At 49.0% G+C, this 13,514-nt stretch carries 28 protein-coding genes (1 of these 28 cut by a window edge); all 28 read left to right on the forward strand.

Annotated elements, in window-relative coordinates; translation table 11 throughout:
- Positions 1 to 220 precede the first annotated feature (220 nt).
- Positions 221 to 532, forward strand: coding sequence for a 30S ribosomal protein S10 (rpsJ, locus tag N7E60_RS01430; protein WP_002541412.1), 312 nt, complete (start codon positions 221 to 223; stop codon positions 530 to 532).
- Positions 533 to 545: 13 nt separating this feature from the next.
- Entirely contained in the window at positions 546 to 1,175 is a 630-nt protein-coding gene (rplC, locus tag N7E60_RS01435) for a 50S ribosomal protein L3 (RefSeq protein ID WP_069590754.1), read from the forward strand.
- Between the two features lie 16 nt (positions 1,176 to 1,191).
- Positions 1,192 to 1,794, forward strand: coding sequence for a 50S ribosomal protein L4 (gene rplD, locus N7E60_RS01440; RefSeq protein WP_069590755.1), 603 nt, complete (start codon positions 1,192 to 1,194; stop codon positions 1,792 to 1,794).
- Positions 1,791 to 2,093 (forward strand): 50S ribosomal protein L23, encoded by a 303-nt coding sequence (gene rplW, locus N7E60_RS01445; RefSeq protein ID WP_069590756.1) that lies wholly within the window; start codon positions 1,791 to 1,793, stop codon positions 2,091 to 2,093. The genes rplD and rplW overlap by 4 nt, the downstream gene beginning before the upstream one ends.
- Positions 2,094 to 2,112: 19 nt before the next feature.
- The gene (gene rplB, locus N7E60_RS01450; protein WP_069590757.1) at positions 2,113 to 2,937 is read left to right on the forward strand and encodes a 50S ribosomal protein L2; all 825 of its coding nucleotides are present in this window, start codon (positions 2,113 to 2,115) and stop codon (positions 2,935 to 2,937) included.
- A gap of 20 nt (positions 2,938 to 2,957) precedes the next feature.
- Complete coding sequence (gene rpsS / locus N7E60_RS01455) at positions 2,958 to 3,236, forward strand: 30S ribosomal protein S19 (RefSeq protein WP_021024467.1); 279 nt, start codon at positions 2,958 to 2,960, stop codon at positions 3,234 to 3,236.
- A 10-nt stretch (positions 3,237 to 3,246) separates the two neighbouring features.
- Positions 3,247 to 3,579 (forward strand): 50S ribosomal protein L22, encoded by a 333-nt coding sequence (gene rplV, locus N7E60_RS01460; RefSeq protein ID WP_069590759.1) that lies wholly within the window; start codon positions 3,247 to 3,249, stop codon positions 3,577 to 3,579.
- A gap of 19 nt (positions 3,580 to 3,598) precedes the next feature.
- Positions 3,599 to 4,288 carry a 30S ribosomal protein S3 gene (gene rpsC / locus N7E60_RS01465; protein WP_069590761.1) on the forward strand — a complete coding sequence of 230 codons (690 nt, stop codon included), beginning with the start codon at positions 3,599 to 3,601 and terminating at the stop codon, positions 4,286 to 4,288.
- 11 nt (positions 4,289 to 4,299) lie between these two features.
- A complete protein-coding gene (rplP, locus tag N7E60_RS01470; protein WP_069590764.1) occupies positions 4,300 to 4,710 on the forward strand; it encodes a 50S ribosomal protein L16 in 411 nt (136 codons plus the stop codon).
- Positions 4,710 to 4,901 (forward strand): 50S ribosomal protein L29, encoded by a 192-nt coding sequence (gene rpmC / locus N7E60_RS01475; RefSeq protein ID WP_069590766.1) that lies wholly within the window; start codon positions 4,710 to 4,712, stop codon positions 4,899 to 4,901. Before rplP ends, rpmC begins: the two co-directional genes overlap by 1 nt.
- A complete protein-coding gene (rpsQ, locus tag N7E60_RS01480; RefSeq protein ID WP_069590768.1) occupies positions 4,901 to 5,155 on the forward strand; it encodes a 30S ribosomal protein S17 in 255 nt (84 codons plus the stop codon). The genes rpmC and rpsQ overlap by 1 nt, the downstream gene beginning before the upstream one ends.
- Before the next feature lie 160 nt (positions 5,156 to 5,315).
- Positions 5,316 to 5,687, forward strand: coding sequence for a 50S ribosomal protein L14 (rplN, locus tag N7E60_RS01485; RefSeq protein WP_069590770.1), 372 nt, complete (start codon positions 5,316 to 5,318; stop codon positions 5,685 to 5,687).
- Between the two features lie 11 nt (positions 5,688 to 5,698).
- Complete coding sequence (rplX, locus tag N7E60_RS01490) at positions 5,699 to 6,013, forward strand: 50S ribosomal protein L24 (protein ID WP_069590772.1); 315 nt, start codon at positions 5,699 to 5,701, stop codon at positions 6,011 to 6,013.
- A gap of 15 nt (positions 6,014 to 6,028) precedes the next feature.
- Positions 6,029 to 6,568, forward strand: coding sequence for a 50S ribosomal protein L5 (gene rplE, locus N7E60_RS01495; protein ID WP_069590782.1), 540 nt, complete (start codon positions 6,029 to 6,031; stop codon positions 6,566 to 6,568).
- A gap of 17 nt (positions 6,569 to 6,585) precedes the next feature.
- On the forward strand, positions 6,586 to 6,891 hold the full coding sequence (rpsN, locus tag N7E60_RS01500; RefSeq protein WP_069590785.1) for a 30S ribosomal protein S14: 306 nt from the start codon (positions 6,586 to 6,588) through the stop codon (positions 6,889 to 6,891).
- Between the two features lie 23 nt (positions 6,892 to 6,914).
- Positions 6,915 to 7,307 carry a 30S ribosomal protein S8 gene (gene rpsH, locus N7E60_RS01505; protein WP_069590786.1) on the forward strand — a complete coding sequence of 131 codons (393 nt, stop codon included), beginning with the start codon at positions 6,915 to 6,917 and terminating at the stop codon, positions 7,305 to 7,307.
- Positions 7,308 to 7,320: 13 nt separating this feature from the next.
- Complete coding sequence (gene rplF, locus N7E60_RS01510) at positions 7,321 to 7,854, forward strand: 50S ribosomal protein L6 (protein ID WP_167313895.1); 534 nt, start codon at positions 7,321 to 7,323, stop codon at positions 7,852 to 7,854.
- A gap of 9 nt (positions 7,855 to 7,863) precedes the next feature.
- Entirely contained in the window at positions 7,864 to 8,217 is a 354-nt protein-coding gene (gene rplR / locus N7E60_RS01515; protein ID WP_021024479.1) for a 50S ribosomal protein L18, read from the forward strand.
- Between the two features lie 12 nt (positions 8,218 to 8,229).
- Positions 8,230 to 8,727 carry a 30S ribosomal protein S5 gene (rpsE, locus tag N7E60_RS01520; RefSeq protein ID WP_069590790.1) on the forward strand — a complete coding sequence of 166 codons (498 nt, stop codon included), beginning with the start codon at positions 8,230 to 8,232 and terminating at the stop codon, positions 8,725 to 8,727.
- A gap of 6 nt (positions 8,728 to 8,733) precedes the next feature.
- Positions 8,734 to 8,913 (forward strand): 50S ribosomal protein L30, encoded by a 180-nt coding sequence (rpmD, locus tag N7E60_RS01525; RefSeq protein ID WP_069590791.1) that lies wholly within the window; start codon positions 8,734 to 8,736, stop codon positions 8,911 to 8,913.
- Between the two features lie 4 nt (positions 8,914 to 8,917).
- Positions 8,918 to 9,352, forward strand: a complete 435-nt coding sequence (rplO, locus tag N7E60_RS01530; protein ID WP_077458133.1) for a 50S ribosomal protein L15 — start codon at positions 8,918 to 8,920, stop codon at positions 9,350 to 9,352.
- Positions 9,353 to 9,375: 23 nt separating this feature from the next.
- Positions 9,376 to 10,701, forward strand: a complete 1,326-nt coding sequence (gene secY, locus N7E60_RS01535) for a preprotein translocase subunit SecY (RefSeq protein WP_269597946.1) — start codon at positions 9,376 to 9,378, stop codon at positions 10,699 to 10,701.
- A 27-nt stretch (positions 10,702 to 10,728) separates the two neighbouring features.
- A complete protein-coding gene (rpmJ, locus tag N7E60_RS01540; protein ID WP_000868186.1) occupies positions 10,729 to 10,842 on the forward strand; it encodes a 50S ribosomal protein L36 in 114 nt (37 codons plus the stop codon).
- Positions 10,843 to 10,988: 146 nt separating this feature from the next.
- Positions 10,989 to 11,345, forward strand: coding sequence for a 30S ribosomal protein S13 (gene rpsM, locus N7E60_RS01545; protein ID WP_069590796.1), 357 nt, complete (start codon positions 10,989 to 10,991; stop codon positions 11,343 to 11,345).
- Positions 11,346 to 11,363: 18 nt separating this feature from the next.
- Positions 11,364 to 11,753 (forward strand): 30S ribosomal protein S11, encoded by a 390-nt coding sequence (gene rpsK / locus N7E60_RS01550; RefSeq protein ID WP_077458138.1) that lies wholly within the window; start codon positions 11,364 to 11,366, stop codon positions 11,751 to 11,753.
- A gap of 40 nt (positions 11,754 to 11,793) precedes the next feature.
- The gene (gene rpsD / locus N7E60_RS01555; RefSeq protein ID WP_069590800.1) at positions 11,794 to 12,414 is read left to right on the forward strand and encodes a 30S ribosomal protein S4; all 621 of its coding nucleotides are present in this window, start codon (positions 11,794 to 11,796) and stop codon (positions 12,412 to 12,414) included.
- A 23-nt stretch (positions 12,415 to 12,437) separates the two neighbouring features.
- A complete protein-coding gene (locus tag N7E60_RS01560; RefSeq protein ID WP_069590802.1) occupies positions 12,438 to 13,427 on the forward strand; it encodes a DNA-directed RNA polymerase subunit alpha in 990 nt (329 codons plus the stop codon).
- A gap of 35 nt (positions 13,428 to 13,462) precedes the next feature.
- Positions 13,463 to 13,514 carry the 5' portion of a 50S ribosomal protein L17 gene (gene rplQ / locus N7E60_RS01565; RefSeq protein ID WP_069590805.1) on the forward strand. It continues 335 nt past the right edge of the window, so 52 of the gene's 387 nt are visible here — the first part of the coding sequence; its start codon is at positions 13,463 to 13,465; its stop codon lies beyond the right edge, outside the window.

The following is a 13,514-nucleotide window of genomic DNA, read 5'->3' on the forward strand; positions in this document are numbered from 1 at the left end:
TTCCGACGCAGTTGTGAACCAATGAGCATCGAGGAATGGAACAGTAAACTGTTCGTTTAATGTATACTCCGCTTATGTTCGCAGTCATAATATAATGGCTGACAATGTGCCTAATTTTGGCACTACGGTTTCACATAAATTAATCGGCATTCCCTCGCTCTAGTGAGGTAGAATGGCGATATTGTTTGTGTAAAAATTTTTGAATTTGGAGCTCTGTCTCATGCAGAACCAACGTATCCGTATCCGCCTAAAGGCGTTCGATCATCGCTTGATCGATCAGTCTACCGCGGAAATCGTTGAAACCGCTAAGCGCACTGGCGCACAGGTTAAGGGTCCAATCCCTCTACCTACTCGTAAAGAGCGCTTCACCGTTCTTATTTCTCCGCACGTAAACAAAGACGCACGTGACCAGTACGAGATTCGTACTCACAAACGTCTGATCGACATCGTTGAGCCAACAGACAAGACTGTTGACGCTCTGATGCGTCTTGACCTTGCTGCGGGCGTTGATGTTCAAATCAGCCTGGGCTAAGGGGGAGTAGATAATGATTGGTCTAGTCGGTCGTAAAGTCGGTATGACTCGTATCTTCAACGAAGATGGCGTATCTATCCCGGTAACCGTAGTTGAAGTTGAAGCGAACCGTGTTGCTCAGGTGCGTAAGCCTGAAGTTGACGGTTATGCCGCAATTCAAGTTACTACAGGCGCGAAGAAAGCAAACCGTGTAAATAAGGCACAAGCTGGCCACTTTGCGAAAGCAGGTGTTGAAGCGGGCCGCGGTCTGTGGGAATTCCGTCTGGAAAATGGTGAAGAGTTCGAAGTTGGCGCTGAGCTAAACGTTGATCTATTCGCTGAAATCAAAAAAGTAGACGTTACTGGCACGTCAAAAGGTAAGGGCTTCCAAGGCGGCGTTAAGCGTTGGAACTTCCGTACTCAAGACATGAGCCACGGTAACTCTTTGTCTCACCGTGCTCCTGGTTCTATCGGTCAATGTCAGACTCCAGGTCGCGTATTCAAAGGCAAAAAAATGGCAGGTCACATGGGTGCTGAGCGTGTAACGACTCAAAACCTAGAGATCGTACGTGTTGACACTGAGCGCAATCTGCTTCTTATCAAAGGTGCAGTCCCAGGTGCTACAGGTGGCAACGTGATCGTTAAACCAGCCGTTAAAGCGTAACGTCGAGGAGATAGTAATGGAATTGGTAGTCAAAGGCGCCGACGCGCTAACTGTTTCCGAAACTACCTTCGGGCGTGAATTCAACGAAGCCCTGGTTCACCAGGTAGTCGTTGCATACGCAGCTGGTGCCCGTCAAGGTACTCGCGCTCAGAAAACTCGTTCAGACGTATCTGGTGGCGGTGCTAAGCCATGGCGTCAGAAGGGTACTGGTCGCGCCCGTGCAGGTACAATCCGCAGCCCAATCTGGCGCAGCGGTGGTGTCACTTTCGCAGCTCGTCCTCAGGACCACAGCCAGAAAGTTAACAAAAAGATGTACCGTGGTGCTCTGAAGAGCATTCTGTCAGAGCTAGTTCGTCAAGAGCGCTTGATCGTTGTTGATAACTTCTCTGTTGAAGCACCAAAAACTAAAGAGCTTGTCGCTAAGCTGAAAGAGCTTGAGCTGAACGACGCTCTGATCGTAACTGCAGAAGTTGATGAGAATCTGTTCCTTGCTGCACGTAACCTGTACAAGGTTGACGTACGCGATGCAGGTACCATCGACCCAGTTAGCTTGATCGCTTTCGACAAAGTCGTGATGACTGCTGAAGCAGTTAAACAAGTTGAGGAGATGCTGGCATGATCACTGAAGAGCGTATCCTAAAAGTTCTGCGTGCTCCGCACATCTCTGAAAAAGCAACGATGGCTGCTGAAAGCGCGAACACTATCGTGTTTAAAGTAGCTAAAGAAGCAACTAAGAAAGAGATCAAAGCGGCAGTTGAAAAACTGTTCGAAGTTGAAGTTAAGTCTGTTCGTACCCTAGTAGTTAAGGGTAAGACCAAACGTCAAGGTATGCGCGAAGGTCGCCGTAGCGATTGGAAAAAAGCGTACGTTATCTTGAAAGAAGGTCAGGACATCGACTTCGTTGGCGGCGCAGAGTAAGACGGAGGAGTAACAGCAAATGGCTATTATCAAATGTAAGCCGACTTCACCGGGTCGTCGTCACCTTGTTAAAGTGGTTAACCCAGATCTTTATAAGGGCAAGCCATACGCACCACTACTAGAGAAAAACTCTAAGTCTGGTGGTCGTAATAACAACGGTCGAATCACAGTGCGTCATATCGGTGGTGGTCACAAACATCATTACCGTGTAATTGACTTCAAACGTACTAAAGACGGTATCCCAGCGAAAGTTGAGCGTCTTGAATACGATCCAAACCGCAGTGCAAACATCGCGCTTGTACTTTATGCGGATGGTGAACGTCGTTACATCATTGCACCTAAAGGCCTAAAAGCCGGTGATCAGATCCAATCTGGTGCAGATGCAGCTATCAAGGTAGGTAACACCCTGCCAATGCGTAACATCCCAGTGGGTTCTACTATCCACAACATCGAGCTGAAACCTGGTAAAGGCGCTCAGCTTGCACGTTCTGCGGGTGCTTATGCTCAGATCGTTGCTCGTGACGGTGCATATGTCACACTCCGCCTGCGCAGCGGTGAAATGCGTAAAGTTCTTGCTGAAGGTCGTGCGACCCTAGGCGAAGTGGGTAATTCAGAGCACATGCTACGCGAACTGGGTAAAGCCGGTGCGTCACGCTGGAAAGGCGTACGTCCAAGCGTACGTGGTGTTGCAATGAACCCAGTTGACCACCCACACGGTGGTGGTGAAGGCCGTACCTCAGGTGGTCGTCACCCAGTATCACCTTGGGGTATGCCAACTAAAGGCTTCAAGACCCGTAAGAACAAACGTACCGACAAGTACATCGTACGTCGTCGTAACAAGTAATTATTATCAGAGGATAAGCCATGCCACGTTCTCTCAAGAAAGGTCCTTTTATTGACCTGCACTTGCTGAAGAAGGTAGAGAAAGCGGTGGAAAGCGGTGACAAGAAGCCTTTAAAGACTTGGTCCCGTCGTTCAATGATCATCCCACAGATGATCGGATTGACCATCGCTGTCCATAATGGTCGTCAGCATGTACCCGTTTTCGTTTCTGAAGAAATGATCGGTCACAAGCTGGGCGAGTTTGCACCAACACGTACTTATCGCGGCCACGCTGCTGATAAGAAAGCTAAGAAGCGTTAAGGGGTAAGAAATGGAAGCTATTGCTAAACATCGCTTTGCTCGTATCTCGCCTCAAAAAGCACGTTTGGTTGCGGATCAAGTGCGCGGTAAAGACGTAGCACAAGCACTAGAAATTCTGACTTTCAGCAACAAAAAAGCGGCTGATCTGGTTAAGAAAGTGTTGGAATCTGCTATTGCAAACGCCGAGCATAACGAAGGTGCGGATATCGACGATCTAAGCGTCGCCAAAGTCTTCGTTGATGAAGGCCCAATCATGAAGCGTATTATGCCTCGTGCAAAAGGCCGTGCCGATCGCATCTTGAAGCGTTCTAGCCACATCACTGTTGTTGTAGCAGACCGCTAAGAGACGAGGAGATAAAGCAATGGGTCAAAAAGTACATCCTAATGGTATTCGTCTAGGCATCGTAAAGCCTTGGAATTCCACTTGGTTTGCTAATAACCAAGATTTCGCTGACAACCTAGACGGCGACTTTAAGGTACGTCAGTTCTTGACTAACGAACTGAAAAAAGCGTCAGTATCTCGCATCGTTATCGAGCGCCCTGCCAAGAGCATCCGTGTGACCATTCACACTGCACGCCCTGGTGTGGTTATCGGTAAGAAAGGCGAAGACGTTGAGAAGCTACGCGCACATGTTGCGAAACTAGCCGGTGTACCAGCGCAAATCAACATCGCTGAAGTACGTAAGCCAGAGCTGGACGCACAACTTGTTGGCGACAGCATCGCTTCTCAGCTAGAGCGCCGTGTTATGTTCCGTCGTGCGATGAAGCGCGCGGTACAAAACGCAATGCGTCTAGGTGCCAAAGGTATCAAAGTAGAAGTAAGCGGCCGTCTAGGCGGTGCTGAAATTGCTCGTACCGAGTGGTACCGTGAAGGCCGTGTGCCACTGCACACACTTCGTGCTGACATTGATTACGCAACTTCTTCTGCTCACACCACTTACGGTGTTATCGGCATTAAAACCTGGATCTTCAAAGGTGAAGTTCTAGGCGGAATGGCTGAAGTGGAGCAAAAGGCTGACAAGCCGAAGAAGCAGCGTAAAGGCCGTAAGTAAGGAGTCTATCGATGCTTCAACCAAAACGTACTAAGTTCCGCAAGACTTTTAAAGGTCGTAACCGCGGTCTGGCGCACGGTACTGACGTAAGCTTCGGTACCTATGGCCTGAAAGCTGTTGGTCGCGGTCGTATCACTGCGCGTCAAATTGAGGCGGCTCGTCGTGCGATGACTCGTCACATTAAACGTCAGGGTCAAATCTGGATCCGTATCTTCCCAGACAAACCAATTACTGGTAAGCCGTTGGAAGTTCGTATGGGTAAGGGTAAAGGTTCAGTAGATTACTGGGTTGCCCAAATCCAACCAGGTAAAGTCCTGTACGAAATGGATGGTGTTCCTGAATCACTGGCTCGCGAAGCGTTTGAACTGGCTTCACGTAAGCTACCGATCAAAACCACTTTCGTAACTAAGGCGGTGATGTGATGAAAGCACAAGAACTACGTGAAAAGACTGTTGAGCAGCTGAACGAAGAGCTGATGGGTCTGCTGCGTGAGCAGTTTAACCTGCGCATGCAAGCGGCTACTGGCCAGCTTCAGCAAACTCACACTCTTAAAGCTGTTCGTCGCGATATCGCACGTGTTAAAACCGTATTGACTGAGAAGGCTAGCGCATAATGAGCGAGAACATCCGCACTCAGCAAGGTCGCGTTGTCAGCGACAAAGGCGATAAGACTATCGTTGTTGCTATCGAGCGTTTTGTGAAACACCCTATCTACGGTAAGTACATCAAGCGCACGACCAAGCTGCACGTTCACGATGAATCTAACGAGTGTAACCAAGGTGACACTGTAGAAGTTCGTGAGTGTCGTCCAATCTCTAAGACTAAGTCTTGGACATTGGTTCGCGTTGTTGAAAAAGCGCGCATCTAAGCGATTTTTCAAACAATATAAGTCAAACGGCTCTCATTTGGGGGGCCGTTTATTTTTTTATCTACCCATCCGGTCAAAATAGTGTTATTATTCGCCGCCCTTGTAATAAGGCAGCCCGACCCGAGATGGGTCTAGATGTAATAACAGCGGAGCACTAACAATGATCCAAATGCAAAGTATGCTGGACGCAGCCGATAACTCCGGCGCTCGCAGTGTAATGTGTATTAAGGTTCTGGGTGGCTCTCACCGTCGTTACGCCCATGTTGGCGACATCATCAAAGTTACCGTTAAGGAAGCAATTCCACGCGGTAAAGTGAAAAAAGGTGATGTGCTTAAGGCGGTGGTAGTTCGCACCCGTAAAGGCGTACGTCGTCCAGACGGCTCTGTCATTCGCTTCGACCGTAATGCTTGCGTGTTGTTGAACAACACGAACGAGCAACCAGTCGGCACACGTATCTTTGGCCCTGTGACACGCGAACTTCGTACTGAAAAGTTCATGAAGATTGTGTCTCTGGCGCCTGAAGTTCTGTAAGGAGCGATCTCATGGCAGCTAAAATCCGTCGTAACGACGAAGTTATCGTTCTTGTCGGTAAAGACAAAGGCAAGAAAGGTAAAGTATCTAAGGTTCTACCGACCGGTAAAGTTATCGTTGAAGGTATTAACCTCGTTAAGAAACACCAGAAGCCTGTACCGGCTCTGGGCGTTCAAGGTGGCATCGTAGAAAAAGAAGCCGCTATTGACGTTTCAAACGTGGCAATCTTTAACGCAGCAGCTGGTAAAGGTGACCGTGTAGGCTTCCGATTTGAAGACGGCAAAAAAGTACGTTTTTTCAAATCGACTGGCGAAACTATTAAGTAATTCTGGAGTAGTACAATGGCGAAACTGCATGATTACTACAAAGAGACCGTTGTAGCTGAGCTTTCTAAGCAATTTGGCTACAAGAGCATCATGCAAGTCCCAAGGATCGAAAAGATCACCCTTAACATGGGTGTGGGCGAAGCTCTGAACGACAAAAAACTGCTTGAAAATGCAGCTGCTGATATGACCGCAATTTCTGGTCAAAAGCCGCTGATCACCAAAGCACGTAAGTCAGTTGCAGGCTTTAAGATCCGTGAGGGCTACCCGATTGGTTGTAAAGTAACCCTACGTGGCGAGCGTATGTGGGACTTCTTTGAGCGTCTAATCGCAATCGCAGTTCCTCGTATCCGTGACTTCCGTGGTCTGAACCCGAAAGCGTTCGACGGTCGCGGTAACTACAGCATGGGCGTTCGCGAGCAAATCATCTTCCCTGAGATTGACTACGATAAAGTCGATCGTATCCGTGGTCTTGATATTACTATCACTACCACTGCAGGTACTGATGAGGAAGGTCGAGCTCTGCTGGCTGCCTTTAACTTCCCATTCCGTAAGTAAGGTGAAGGGTTACTGTTATGGCTAAAAAATCCATGAAAGCACGCGATGTAAAGCGTGCGAAGCTCGCAGCCCGTTACGCTGAAAAGCGTGATAACCTGCGTGCGATCATTAAGAATGTAAACACGTCAGACGAAGAGCGTTGGGACGCAGTCCTGAAGCTTCAGTCGCTACCACGTGATTCTGCGAAGTCTCGTCAGCGTAACCGCTGTAACCAGACTGGTCGTCCACATGGCTACCTACGCAAATTCGGCCTAAGCCGAATCAAGGTTCGTGAAGCTTGCATGAAAGGCGAGATTCCGGGTCTGCGTAAGGCAAGCTGGTAATTGAATCACGGGAGTAAAGACTTATGAGCATGCAAGATCCGATCTCGGATATGCTGACCCGCCTTCGCAACGGTCAGGCAGCAAAAAAAGTTGCTGTAAAAATGCCTTCGTCAAAGCTGAAAGTGGCAATTGCTGAGCTACTAAAAGCAGAAGGTTACGTGGCTGAGTACGCTGTAAGTGGCGATGCCAAGCCTGAACTGGAAGTGACGTTGAAATACTTCGAATCTAAACCAGTTATCGAGCAAATCCAACGTGTTAGCCGTCCAGGTCTGCGCATCTACAAAAAGAAAGATGAGCTTCCTTCTGTGATGGGTGGCCTTGGTATTGCAGTTGTTTCAACTTCGAAAGGTTTGATGACCGATCGCGCAGCTCGCAAAGCGGGTCTGGGCGGTGAAATCATCTGCTACGTAGCGTAATAAGGAGTAGGAAATGTCTCGTGTTGCAAAAGCACCTGTCGTAGTTCCTGCCGGCGTAGAGGTGAAACTTAACGGTCAGGACATCACTGTAAAAGGAAGCAAAGGCGAACTAAGCCGTACGCTTCACGATATGGTGAAAGTAAACCAAGAAGACAACACCATTACCTTTGCACCAAGTGTAGAGCACGTTAAAGCATGGGCTCATGCTGGTACTGCTCGCGCACTGGTTAACAGCATGGTTGTTGGTGTGACAGAAGGCTTTACCAAGAAGCTAATCCTGAAGGGTGTTGGTTACCGTGCAACTGTTGCGGGTAACAAACTTAACCTGACACTTGGCTTCTCTCACCCAGTAGAACACGTTCTACCTGAGGGTATTAAGGCAGAGTGCCCAAGCCAAACTGAAATTGTTATCAGCGGTGCTGATAAACAAGCGGTTGGCCAGGTCGCTGCTGAAATCCGCGCATACCGCAAGCCAGAGCCTTACAAAGGCAAAGGCGTTCGTTACTCTGACGAAGTTGTGCGTACTAAAGAAGCTAAGAAGAAGTAAGGTAACACTATGGATAAGAAAGCATCTCGTATCCGTCGTGCGACCAAAGCACGACGCAAGATCGCGGAAATGGGTGCGACTCGCCTGGTGGTACACCGTACTCCACGTCATGTGTACGCACAGGTTATCGCTGGTAACGGCGCGGAAGTCATCGCCGCTGCTTCTACCGTAGAAAAAGCGATCCGTGAACAAGTTAAGAGCACCGGTAACAAAGACGCCGCAGCAGCAGTAGGTAAAATCATTGCTGAGCGTGCGAAGGAAAAAGGCATCGAAGCTGTTGCTTTTGACCGTTCCGGTTTCCAATACCACGGCCGTGTGGCTGCACTGGCAGATGCTGCCCGTGAAGCTGGTCTGAAATTCTAAGGTAGGTGGAAGATGGCTAACGATAAACAACAAAGTGATTTGCATGAAAAGCTGATCGCTGTAAACCGTGTATCTAAAACGGTTAAAGGTGGTCGCATCTTTACCTTCACCGCCCTGACTGTGGTTGGTGATGGTAACGGTCGCGTTGGTTTCGGCTACGGTAAAGCCCGTGAAGTACCAGCAGCGATTCAGAAATCAATGGAAAAAGCGCGCCGTAACATGATTACTGTAGCGCTGAAAGACGGTACTCTTCACCACGCTGTTAAAGGCCGCCACACTGGTTCTAAAGTGTACATGCAGCCAGCATCAGAAGGTACGGGTATCATCGCCGGTGGTGCGATGCGTGCTGTGCTTGAGGTTGCGGGCGTTCAAGACGTTCTGGCCAAAGCATACGGTTCTACCAACCCAATCAACATCGTTCGTGCAACGATCGATGGTCTGGGTGGTATGAAGTCTCCAGAGATGGTAGCTGCTAAGCGTGGCATGCCTGTTAACGAAATTCTGGGGTAATACGACATGGCTAAGACAATTAAAGTAACACAGACTCGTAGCGCTATCGGCCGTTTGCCGAAGCACAAAGCGACCCTGCGTGGCTTGGGCCTACGTCGCATCAACCACACTGTTGAACTTGAAGATACTCCGTGCGTGCGCGGTATGATCAATCAAGTCAACTACATGGTTAAAGTGGAGGAGTAATCACATGCGTTTGAATACTCTATCTCCGGCTGCAGGCTCAAAGCCTTCTGCTAAGCGTGTAGGCCGTGGTATTGGTTCAGGTCTGGGTAAAACTGGTGGCCGTGGTCACAAAGGTCAGAAATCACGTTCAGGTGGTTCTGTACGCCCAGGTTTCGAAGGCGGTCAAATGCCTTTGAAACAGCGTCTGCCAAAATTTGGTTTTACATCGCGCAAGAGCCTAACTTCTGCTGAAGTTCGCCTAAGCGAACTAGCAAAAGTTGAAGGTGACGTGGTAAGCCTAGAGTCACTAAAAGCAGCGAACGTTGTTGCACAAGACACCCGTACGGCGAAAATCGTACTGTCTGGTGAAATCGCTCGCGCTGTGACTGTTAAAGGTGTTCGTGTCACTAAAGGCGCTAAAGCGGCAATCGAAGCTGCAGGCGGTAAAATCGAGGAATAATTTAGCTCGAGGACGAGGTACAGATGGCAAAACAACCAGGACAAAACTTCAGTAGTGCACAAGGCGGGATCGCGGAGCTGAAAAGCCGTCTACTTTTTGTAGCTATGGCATTATTGGTATTCCGTGCCGGCTCTTTTGTGCCAATTCCTGGTATTGACGCTGCTGTACTTGCCGATCTGTTCGAACAGCAACAAGGGACCATCATTGACTTGGTAAACATGTTCTCTGGTGGTGCCCTTGAGCGTGCTTCGATACTGGCACTGGGGATCATGCCGTACATCTCGGCATCGATCATTGTCCAGTTACTGTCAGTGGTTCACCCCGCGTTAGCGGAGTTGAAGAAAGAGGGCGAATCTGGCCGTCGTAAGATAAGCCAGTACACCCGCTACGGCACGCTTGTGTTGGCAACCTTCCAAGCAATTGGAATTGCGACCGGGTTACCAAGTATGATGCCAGGTCTGGTGATTAATCCAGGTCCTGCTTTTTACTTTACTGCGGTAGTCAGTTTGGTCACAGGCACCATGTTCTTGATGTGGTTGGGTGAACAAATTACCGAACGCGGTATTGGTAATGGTATCTCGCTGATTATTTTCACCGGGATTGTCGCAGGTCTGCCACCGGCAATTGGACAGACAATAGAGCAAGCGCGTCAAGGCGACATGTCTCCGCTTCTCTTGCTAGGTATTGCTGTTATCGCGTTGGCGGTAATCTACTTTGTGGTCTTCATGGAGCGTGGTCAACGTCGTATCGTCGTTAACTATGCGAAGCGCCAACAAGGTCGTCGTGTCTTTGCAGCGCAAAGCACGCACTTGCCACTGAAAATTAACATGGCAGGGGTTATCCCAGCGATCTTTGCATCAAGTATTATTTTGTTCCCTGGCACACTTGCTAACTGGTTTGGTAAGGGTGATCAGACAAGCTGGCTGACCGACGTGTCTTTGGCACTAAGTCCTGGCCAACCGGCTTACGTAATACTTTATGCGGCGGCGATTATCTTCTTCTGCTTTTTCTATACAGCGTTGGTGTTTAACCCTCGTGAAACGGCAGATAACTTGAAGAAGTCAGGAGCGTTCGTACCTGGTATTCGCCCGGGTGAGCAGACTGCTAAATACATTGATAAAGTGATGACACGTTTGACCCTCGCGGGCGCCATGTACATTACCTTTATCTGTCTGATCCCCGAGTTCATGATGATTGCGTGGGATGTCCACTTCTACTTTGGTGGTACATCACTACTTATCGTAGTAGTCGTAATCATGGACTTTATGGCTCAAGTTCAGACTCATTTGATGTCTCAACAATATGAGTCCGTGTTGAAAAAAGCCAACCTTAAAGGCTACGGCCGCTAATAGGTTGTCTATTTACGGAGTTTAGCAATGAAAGTTCGTGCTTCCGTTAAGAAAATCTGCCGTAACTGTAAAGTGATCAAGCGTAACGGTGTCGTTCGCGTGATCTGCAGTGAGCCTAAGCACAAGCAGCGCCAAGGCTAATAGCAGAATATTTTTCTTGCAAAATGAGGTCAGGCTGGCTACATTAGCCAGCCCACCTTTTGTATGTGCAAAAGAAGTGGTTATGCCGCTGCGTATCCTCAACGGGCTCTGCAGCGGTTCTACTTGAAAAGTACTAGGAGTGAATAGTGGCCCGTATAGCAGGCATTAACATTCCTGATCAAAAGCACGCTGTAATCGCACTGACTGCGATTTACGGTGTCGGCAAAACTACCTCTCAGGCTATCCTAGCCGAAGCAGGTATTGCTGAAAGCACTAAGATCAGTGAACTATCAGAAGAGCAGATCGACCAGTTGCGTGACGGTGTAGCCAAGTACACTGTAGAAGGCGATCTACGTCGTGAAATTTCCATGAACATCAAGCGTCTTATGGACCTTGGCTGTTACCGCGGTTTGCGTCATCGTCGCAGCTTGCCACTTCGTGGTCAGCGTACGAAGACCAACGCACGTACCCGTAAGGGTCCGCGCAAACCGATCAAGAAATAATCGGGGTAGGTAAGTACTATGGCTAAACAACCAACTCGCGCACGTAAACGCGTACGCAAGCAAGTTGCTGATGGCGTTGCGCACATTCATGCGTCTTTCAACAACACAATCGTTACGATCACTGACCGTCAAGGCAACGCTCTAGCATGGGCTACTGCCGGTGGTTCAGGTTTCCGTGGTTCTCGTAAGTCGACTCCATATGCTGCACAGGTTGCTGCAGAGCGTTGTGGTGAGATGGCGAAAGAATACGGCCTGAAAAACCTCGAAGTGATGGTTAAAGGTCCAGGTCCAGGTCGCGAATCCACTATCCGTGCCCTGAACGCGGCGGGCTACCGCATCACTAACATTGTTGATGCGACTCCGATCCCGCACAACGGTTGTCGTCCACCTAAGAAACGCCGCGTTTAATCACGCTTAGTGCTGTTTCTTAGAATATTGGAGAAAGATCATGGCAAGATATTTGGGTCCTAAGCTGAAGCTTAGCCGTCGCGAAGGTACTGACTTGTTCCTTAAGTCAGGCGTACGCGCGATTGATACCAAGTGTAAAATTGATAACGTCCCAGGCGTTCACGGTCAGCGTCGCGGCCGTCTGTCTGACTATGGCGTTCAGCTTCGCGAGAAGCAAAAAGTACGTCGTATCTACGGCGTAATGGAAAAGCAGTTCCGTAACTACTACAAAGATGCTGCCCGTATTAAAGGTAATACAGGTGAAAACCTGCTTCAGCTTCTTGAAGGTCGCCTAGACAACGTAGTTTACCGCATGGGATTTGGTGCAACTCGCGCCGAAGCTCGCCAGCTGGTAAGCCACAAAGCGATCCTAGTTAACGGCAAAGTTGTTAACGTACCTTCTTTCAAGGTTTCGGCAAACGACGTTGTTAGCATTCGTGAGAAAGCTAAGAACCAAGCGCGCATCAAAGCAGCACTAGAAATCGCTGCACAGCGCGAGCTGCCAACTTGGATCGAAGTAGACAGCAAGAAGATGGAAGGCACATTCAAGCGCCTACCAGAGCGTTCTGATTTGTCTGCTGACATCAACGAACACCTGATCGTCGAGCTTTACTCTAAGTAAGGCTAAACTAAAGAGAGGACATAATGCAGGGTTCTGTAACAGAATTTCTTAAGCCGCGTCTGGTTGATATCGAACAAGTCAGCTCTACGCACGCAAAAGTAACTCTTGAACCTCTAGAGCGTGGCTTTGGCCATACTCTGGGGAATGCGCTACGTCGTATCCTACTTTCATCAATGCCAGGCTGTGCGGTGACGGAAGTTGAAATTGACGGCGTACTGCACGAGTACAGCACCAAAGAAGGGGTTCAGGAAGATATCCTGGAAATCCTACTTAACCTTAAAGGCCTAGCCGTTAAGGTTGAGGGTAAAGATGAAGTTATCCTTACTCTGACCAAGTCTGGTGCAGGCCCTGTTGTTGCAGGCGACATCACCCATGATGGTGGTGTTGAGATTGCGAACCCAGAACACGTTATCTGCCACCTGACTGATGCAAACGCTGAAATTAGCATGCGTATCAAGGTAGAGCGTGGTCGTGGCTATGTACCAGCGTCTGCGCGCATTCACAGCGAAGACGACGAGCGTCCAATCGGCCGCTTGCTTGTTGATGCAACGTTCAGCCCAGTAGACCGTATTGCTTACAAAGTTGAAGCAGCACGTGTTGAACAGCGTACTGACCTCGACAAGCTTGTTATCGATATGGAAACTAACGGTACACTGGATCCTGAGGAAGCGATTCGCCGTGCAGCAACCATCCTAGCTGAACAGCTAGATGCGTTTGTTGACCTGCGAGACGTGCGCGTCCCTGAGGAGAAAGAAGAGAAGCCAGAGTTCGATCCGATCCTACTGCGTCCTGTAGACGATCTTGAACTAACTGTTCGCTCTGCCAACTGTTTGAAAGCAGAAGCGATTCACTATATCGGTGATCTGGTACAGCGTACTGAGGTTGAGCTTCTGAAAACGCCAAACCTTGGTAAGAAGTCTTTGACTGAAATTAAAGACGTGCTGGCTTCACGTGGTCTGTCTCTAGGCATGCGCCTAGAAAACTGGCCGCCAGCATCAATCGCTGAAGATTAATCAGATACTGATTATTTAGTTAGAAGGATTAGGTCATGCGCCATCGTAAGAGTGGTCGTCAACTCAATCGCAACAGCAGCCATCGTA

The organism is Salinivibrio proteolyticus (assembly GCF_027286365.1).
Classification (GTDB): domain Bacteria; phylum Pseudomonadota; class Gammaproteobacteria; order Enterobacterales; family Vibrionaceae; genus Salinivibrio; species Salinivibrio proteolyticus.

Coding starts and splice junctions, on each gene's coding strand:
- rpsK (WP_077458138.1), top strand. CDS start 11,364: ATGGCTAAACAACCAACTCGCGCACGTAAACGCGTACGCAAGCAAGTT.
- rplE (WP_069590782.1), top strand. CDS start 6,029: ATGGCGAAACTGCATGATTACTACAAAGAGACCGTTGTAGCTGAGCTT.
- secY (WP_269597946.1), top strand. CDS start 9,376: ATGGCAAAACAACCAGGACAAAACTTCAGTAGTGCACAAGGCGGGATC.
- rplP (WP_069590764.1), top strand. CDS start 4,300: ATGCTTCAACCAAAACGTACTAAGTTCCGCAAGACTTTTAAAGGTCGT.
- rplN (WP_069590770.1), top strand. CDS start 5,316: ATGATCCAAATGCAAAGTATGCTGGACGCAGCCGATAACTCCGGCGCT.
- rplX (WP_069590772.1), top strand. CDS start 5,699: ATGGCAGCTAAAATCCGTCGTAACGACGAAGTTATCGTTCTTGTCGGT.
- rpsE (WP_069590790.1), top strand. CDS start 8,230: ATGGCTAACGATAAACAACAAAGTGATTTGCATGAAAAGCTGATCGCT.
- rplD (WP_069590755.1), top strand. CDS start 1,192: ATGGAATTGGTAGTCAAAGGCGCCGACGCGCTAACTGTTTCCGAAACT.
- rplO (WP_077458133.1), top strand. CDS start 8,918: ATGCGTTTGAATACTCTATCTCCGGCTGCAGGCTCAAAGCCTTCTGCT.
- rpsH (WP_069590786.1), top strand. CDS start 6,915: ATGAGCATGCAAGATCCGATCTCGGATATGCTGACCCGCCTTCGCAAC.
- rplV (WP_069590759.1), top strand. CDS start 3,247: ATGGAAGCTATTGCTAAACATCGCTTTGCTCGTATCTCGCCTCAAAAA.
- rplF (WP_167313895.1), top strand. CDS start 7,321: ATGTCTCGTGTTGCAAAAGCACCTGTCGTAGTTCCTGCCGGCGTAGAG.
- rpmD (WP_069590791.1), top strand. CDS start 8,734: ATGGCTAAGACAATTAAAGTAACACAGACTCGTAGCGCTATCGGCCGT.
- rplC (WP_069590754.1), top strand. CDS start 546: ATGATTGGTCTAGTCGGTCGTAAAGTCGGTATGACTCGTATCTTCAAC.
- rplB (WP_069590757.1), top strand. CDS start 2,113: ATGGCTATTATCAAATGTAAGCCGACTTCACCGGGTCGTCGTCACCTT.
- rpsN (WP_069590785.1), top strand. CDS start 6,586: ATGGCTAAAAAATCCATGAAAGCACGCGATGTAAAGCGTGCGAAGCTC.
- rpmJ (WP_000868186.1), top strand. CDS start 10,729: ATGAAAGTTCGTGCTTCCGTTAAGAAAATCTGCCGTAACTGTAAAGTG.
- rpsQ (WP_069590768.1), top strand. CDS start 4,901: ATGAGCGAGAACATCCGCACTCAGCAAGGTCGCGTTGTCAGCGACAAA.
- rpmC (WP_069590766.1), top strand. CDS start 4,710: ATGAAAGCACAAGAACTACGTGAAAAGACTGTTGAGCAGCTGAACGAA.
- rplR (WP_021024479.1), top strand. CDS start 7,864: ATGGATAAGAAAGCATCTCGTATCCGTCGTGCGACCAAAGCACGACGC.
- rpsD (WP_069590800.1), top strand. CDS start 11,794: ATGGCAAGATATTTGGGTCCTAAGCTGAAGCTTAGCCGTCGCGAAGGT.
- N7E60_RS01560 (WP_069590802.1), top strand. CDS start 12,438: ATGCAGGGTTCTGTAACAGAATTTCTTAAGCCGCGTCTGGTTGATATC.
- rpsS (WP_021024467.1), top strand. CDS start 2,958: ATGCCACGTTCTCTCAAGAAAGGTCCTTTTATTGACCTGCACTTGCTG.
- rpsC (WP_069590761.1), top strand. CDS start 3,599: ATGGGTCAAAAAGTACATCCTAATGGTATTCGTCTAGGCATCGTAAAG.
- rplW (WP_069590756.1), top strand. CDS start 1,791: ATGATCACTGAAGAGCGTATCCTAAAAGTTCTGCGTGCTCCGCACATC.
- rpsJ (WP_002541412.1), top strand. CDS start 221: ATGCAGAACCAACGTATCCGTATCCGCCTAAAGGCGTTCGATCATCGC.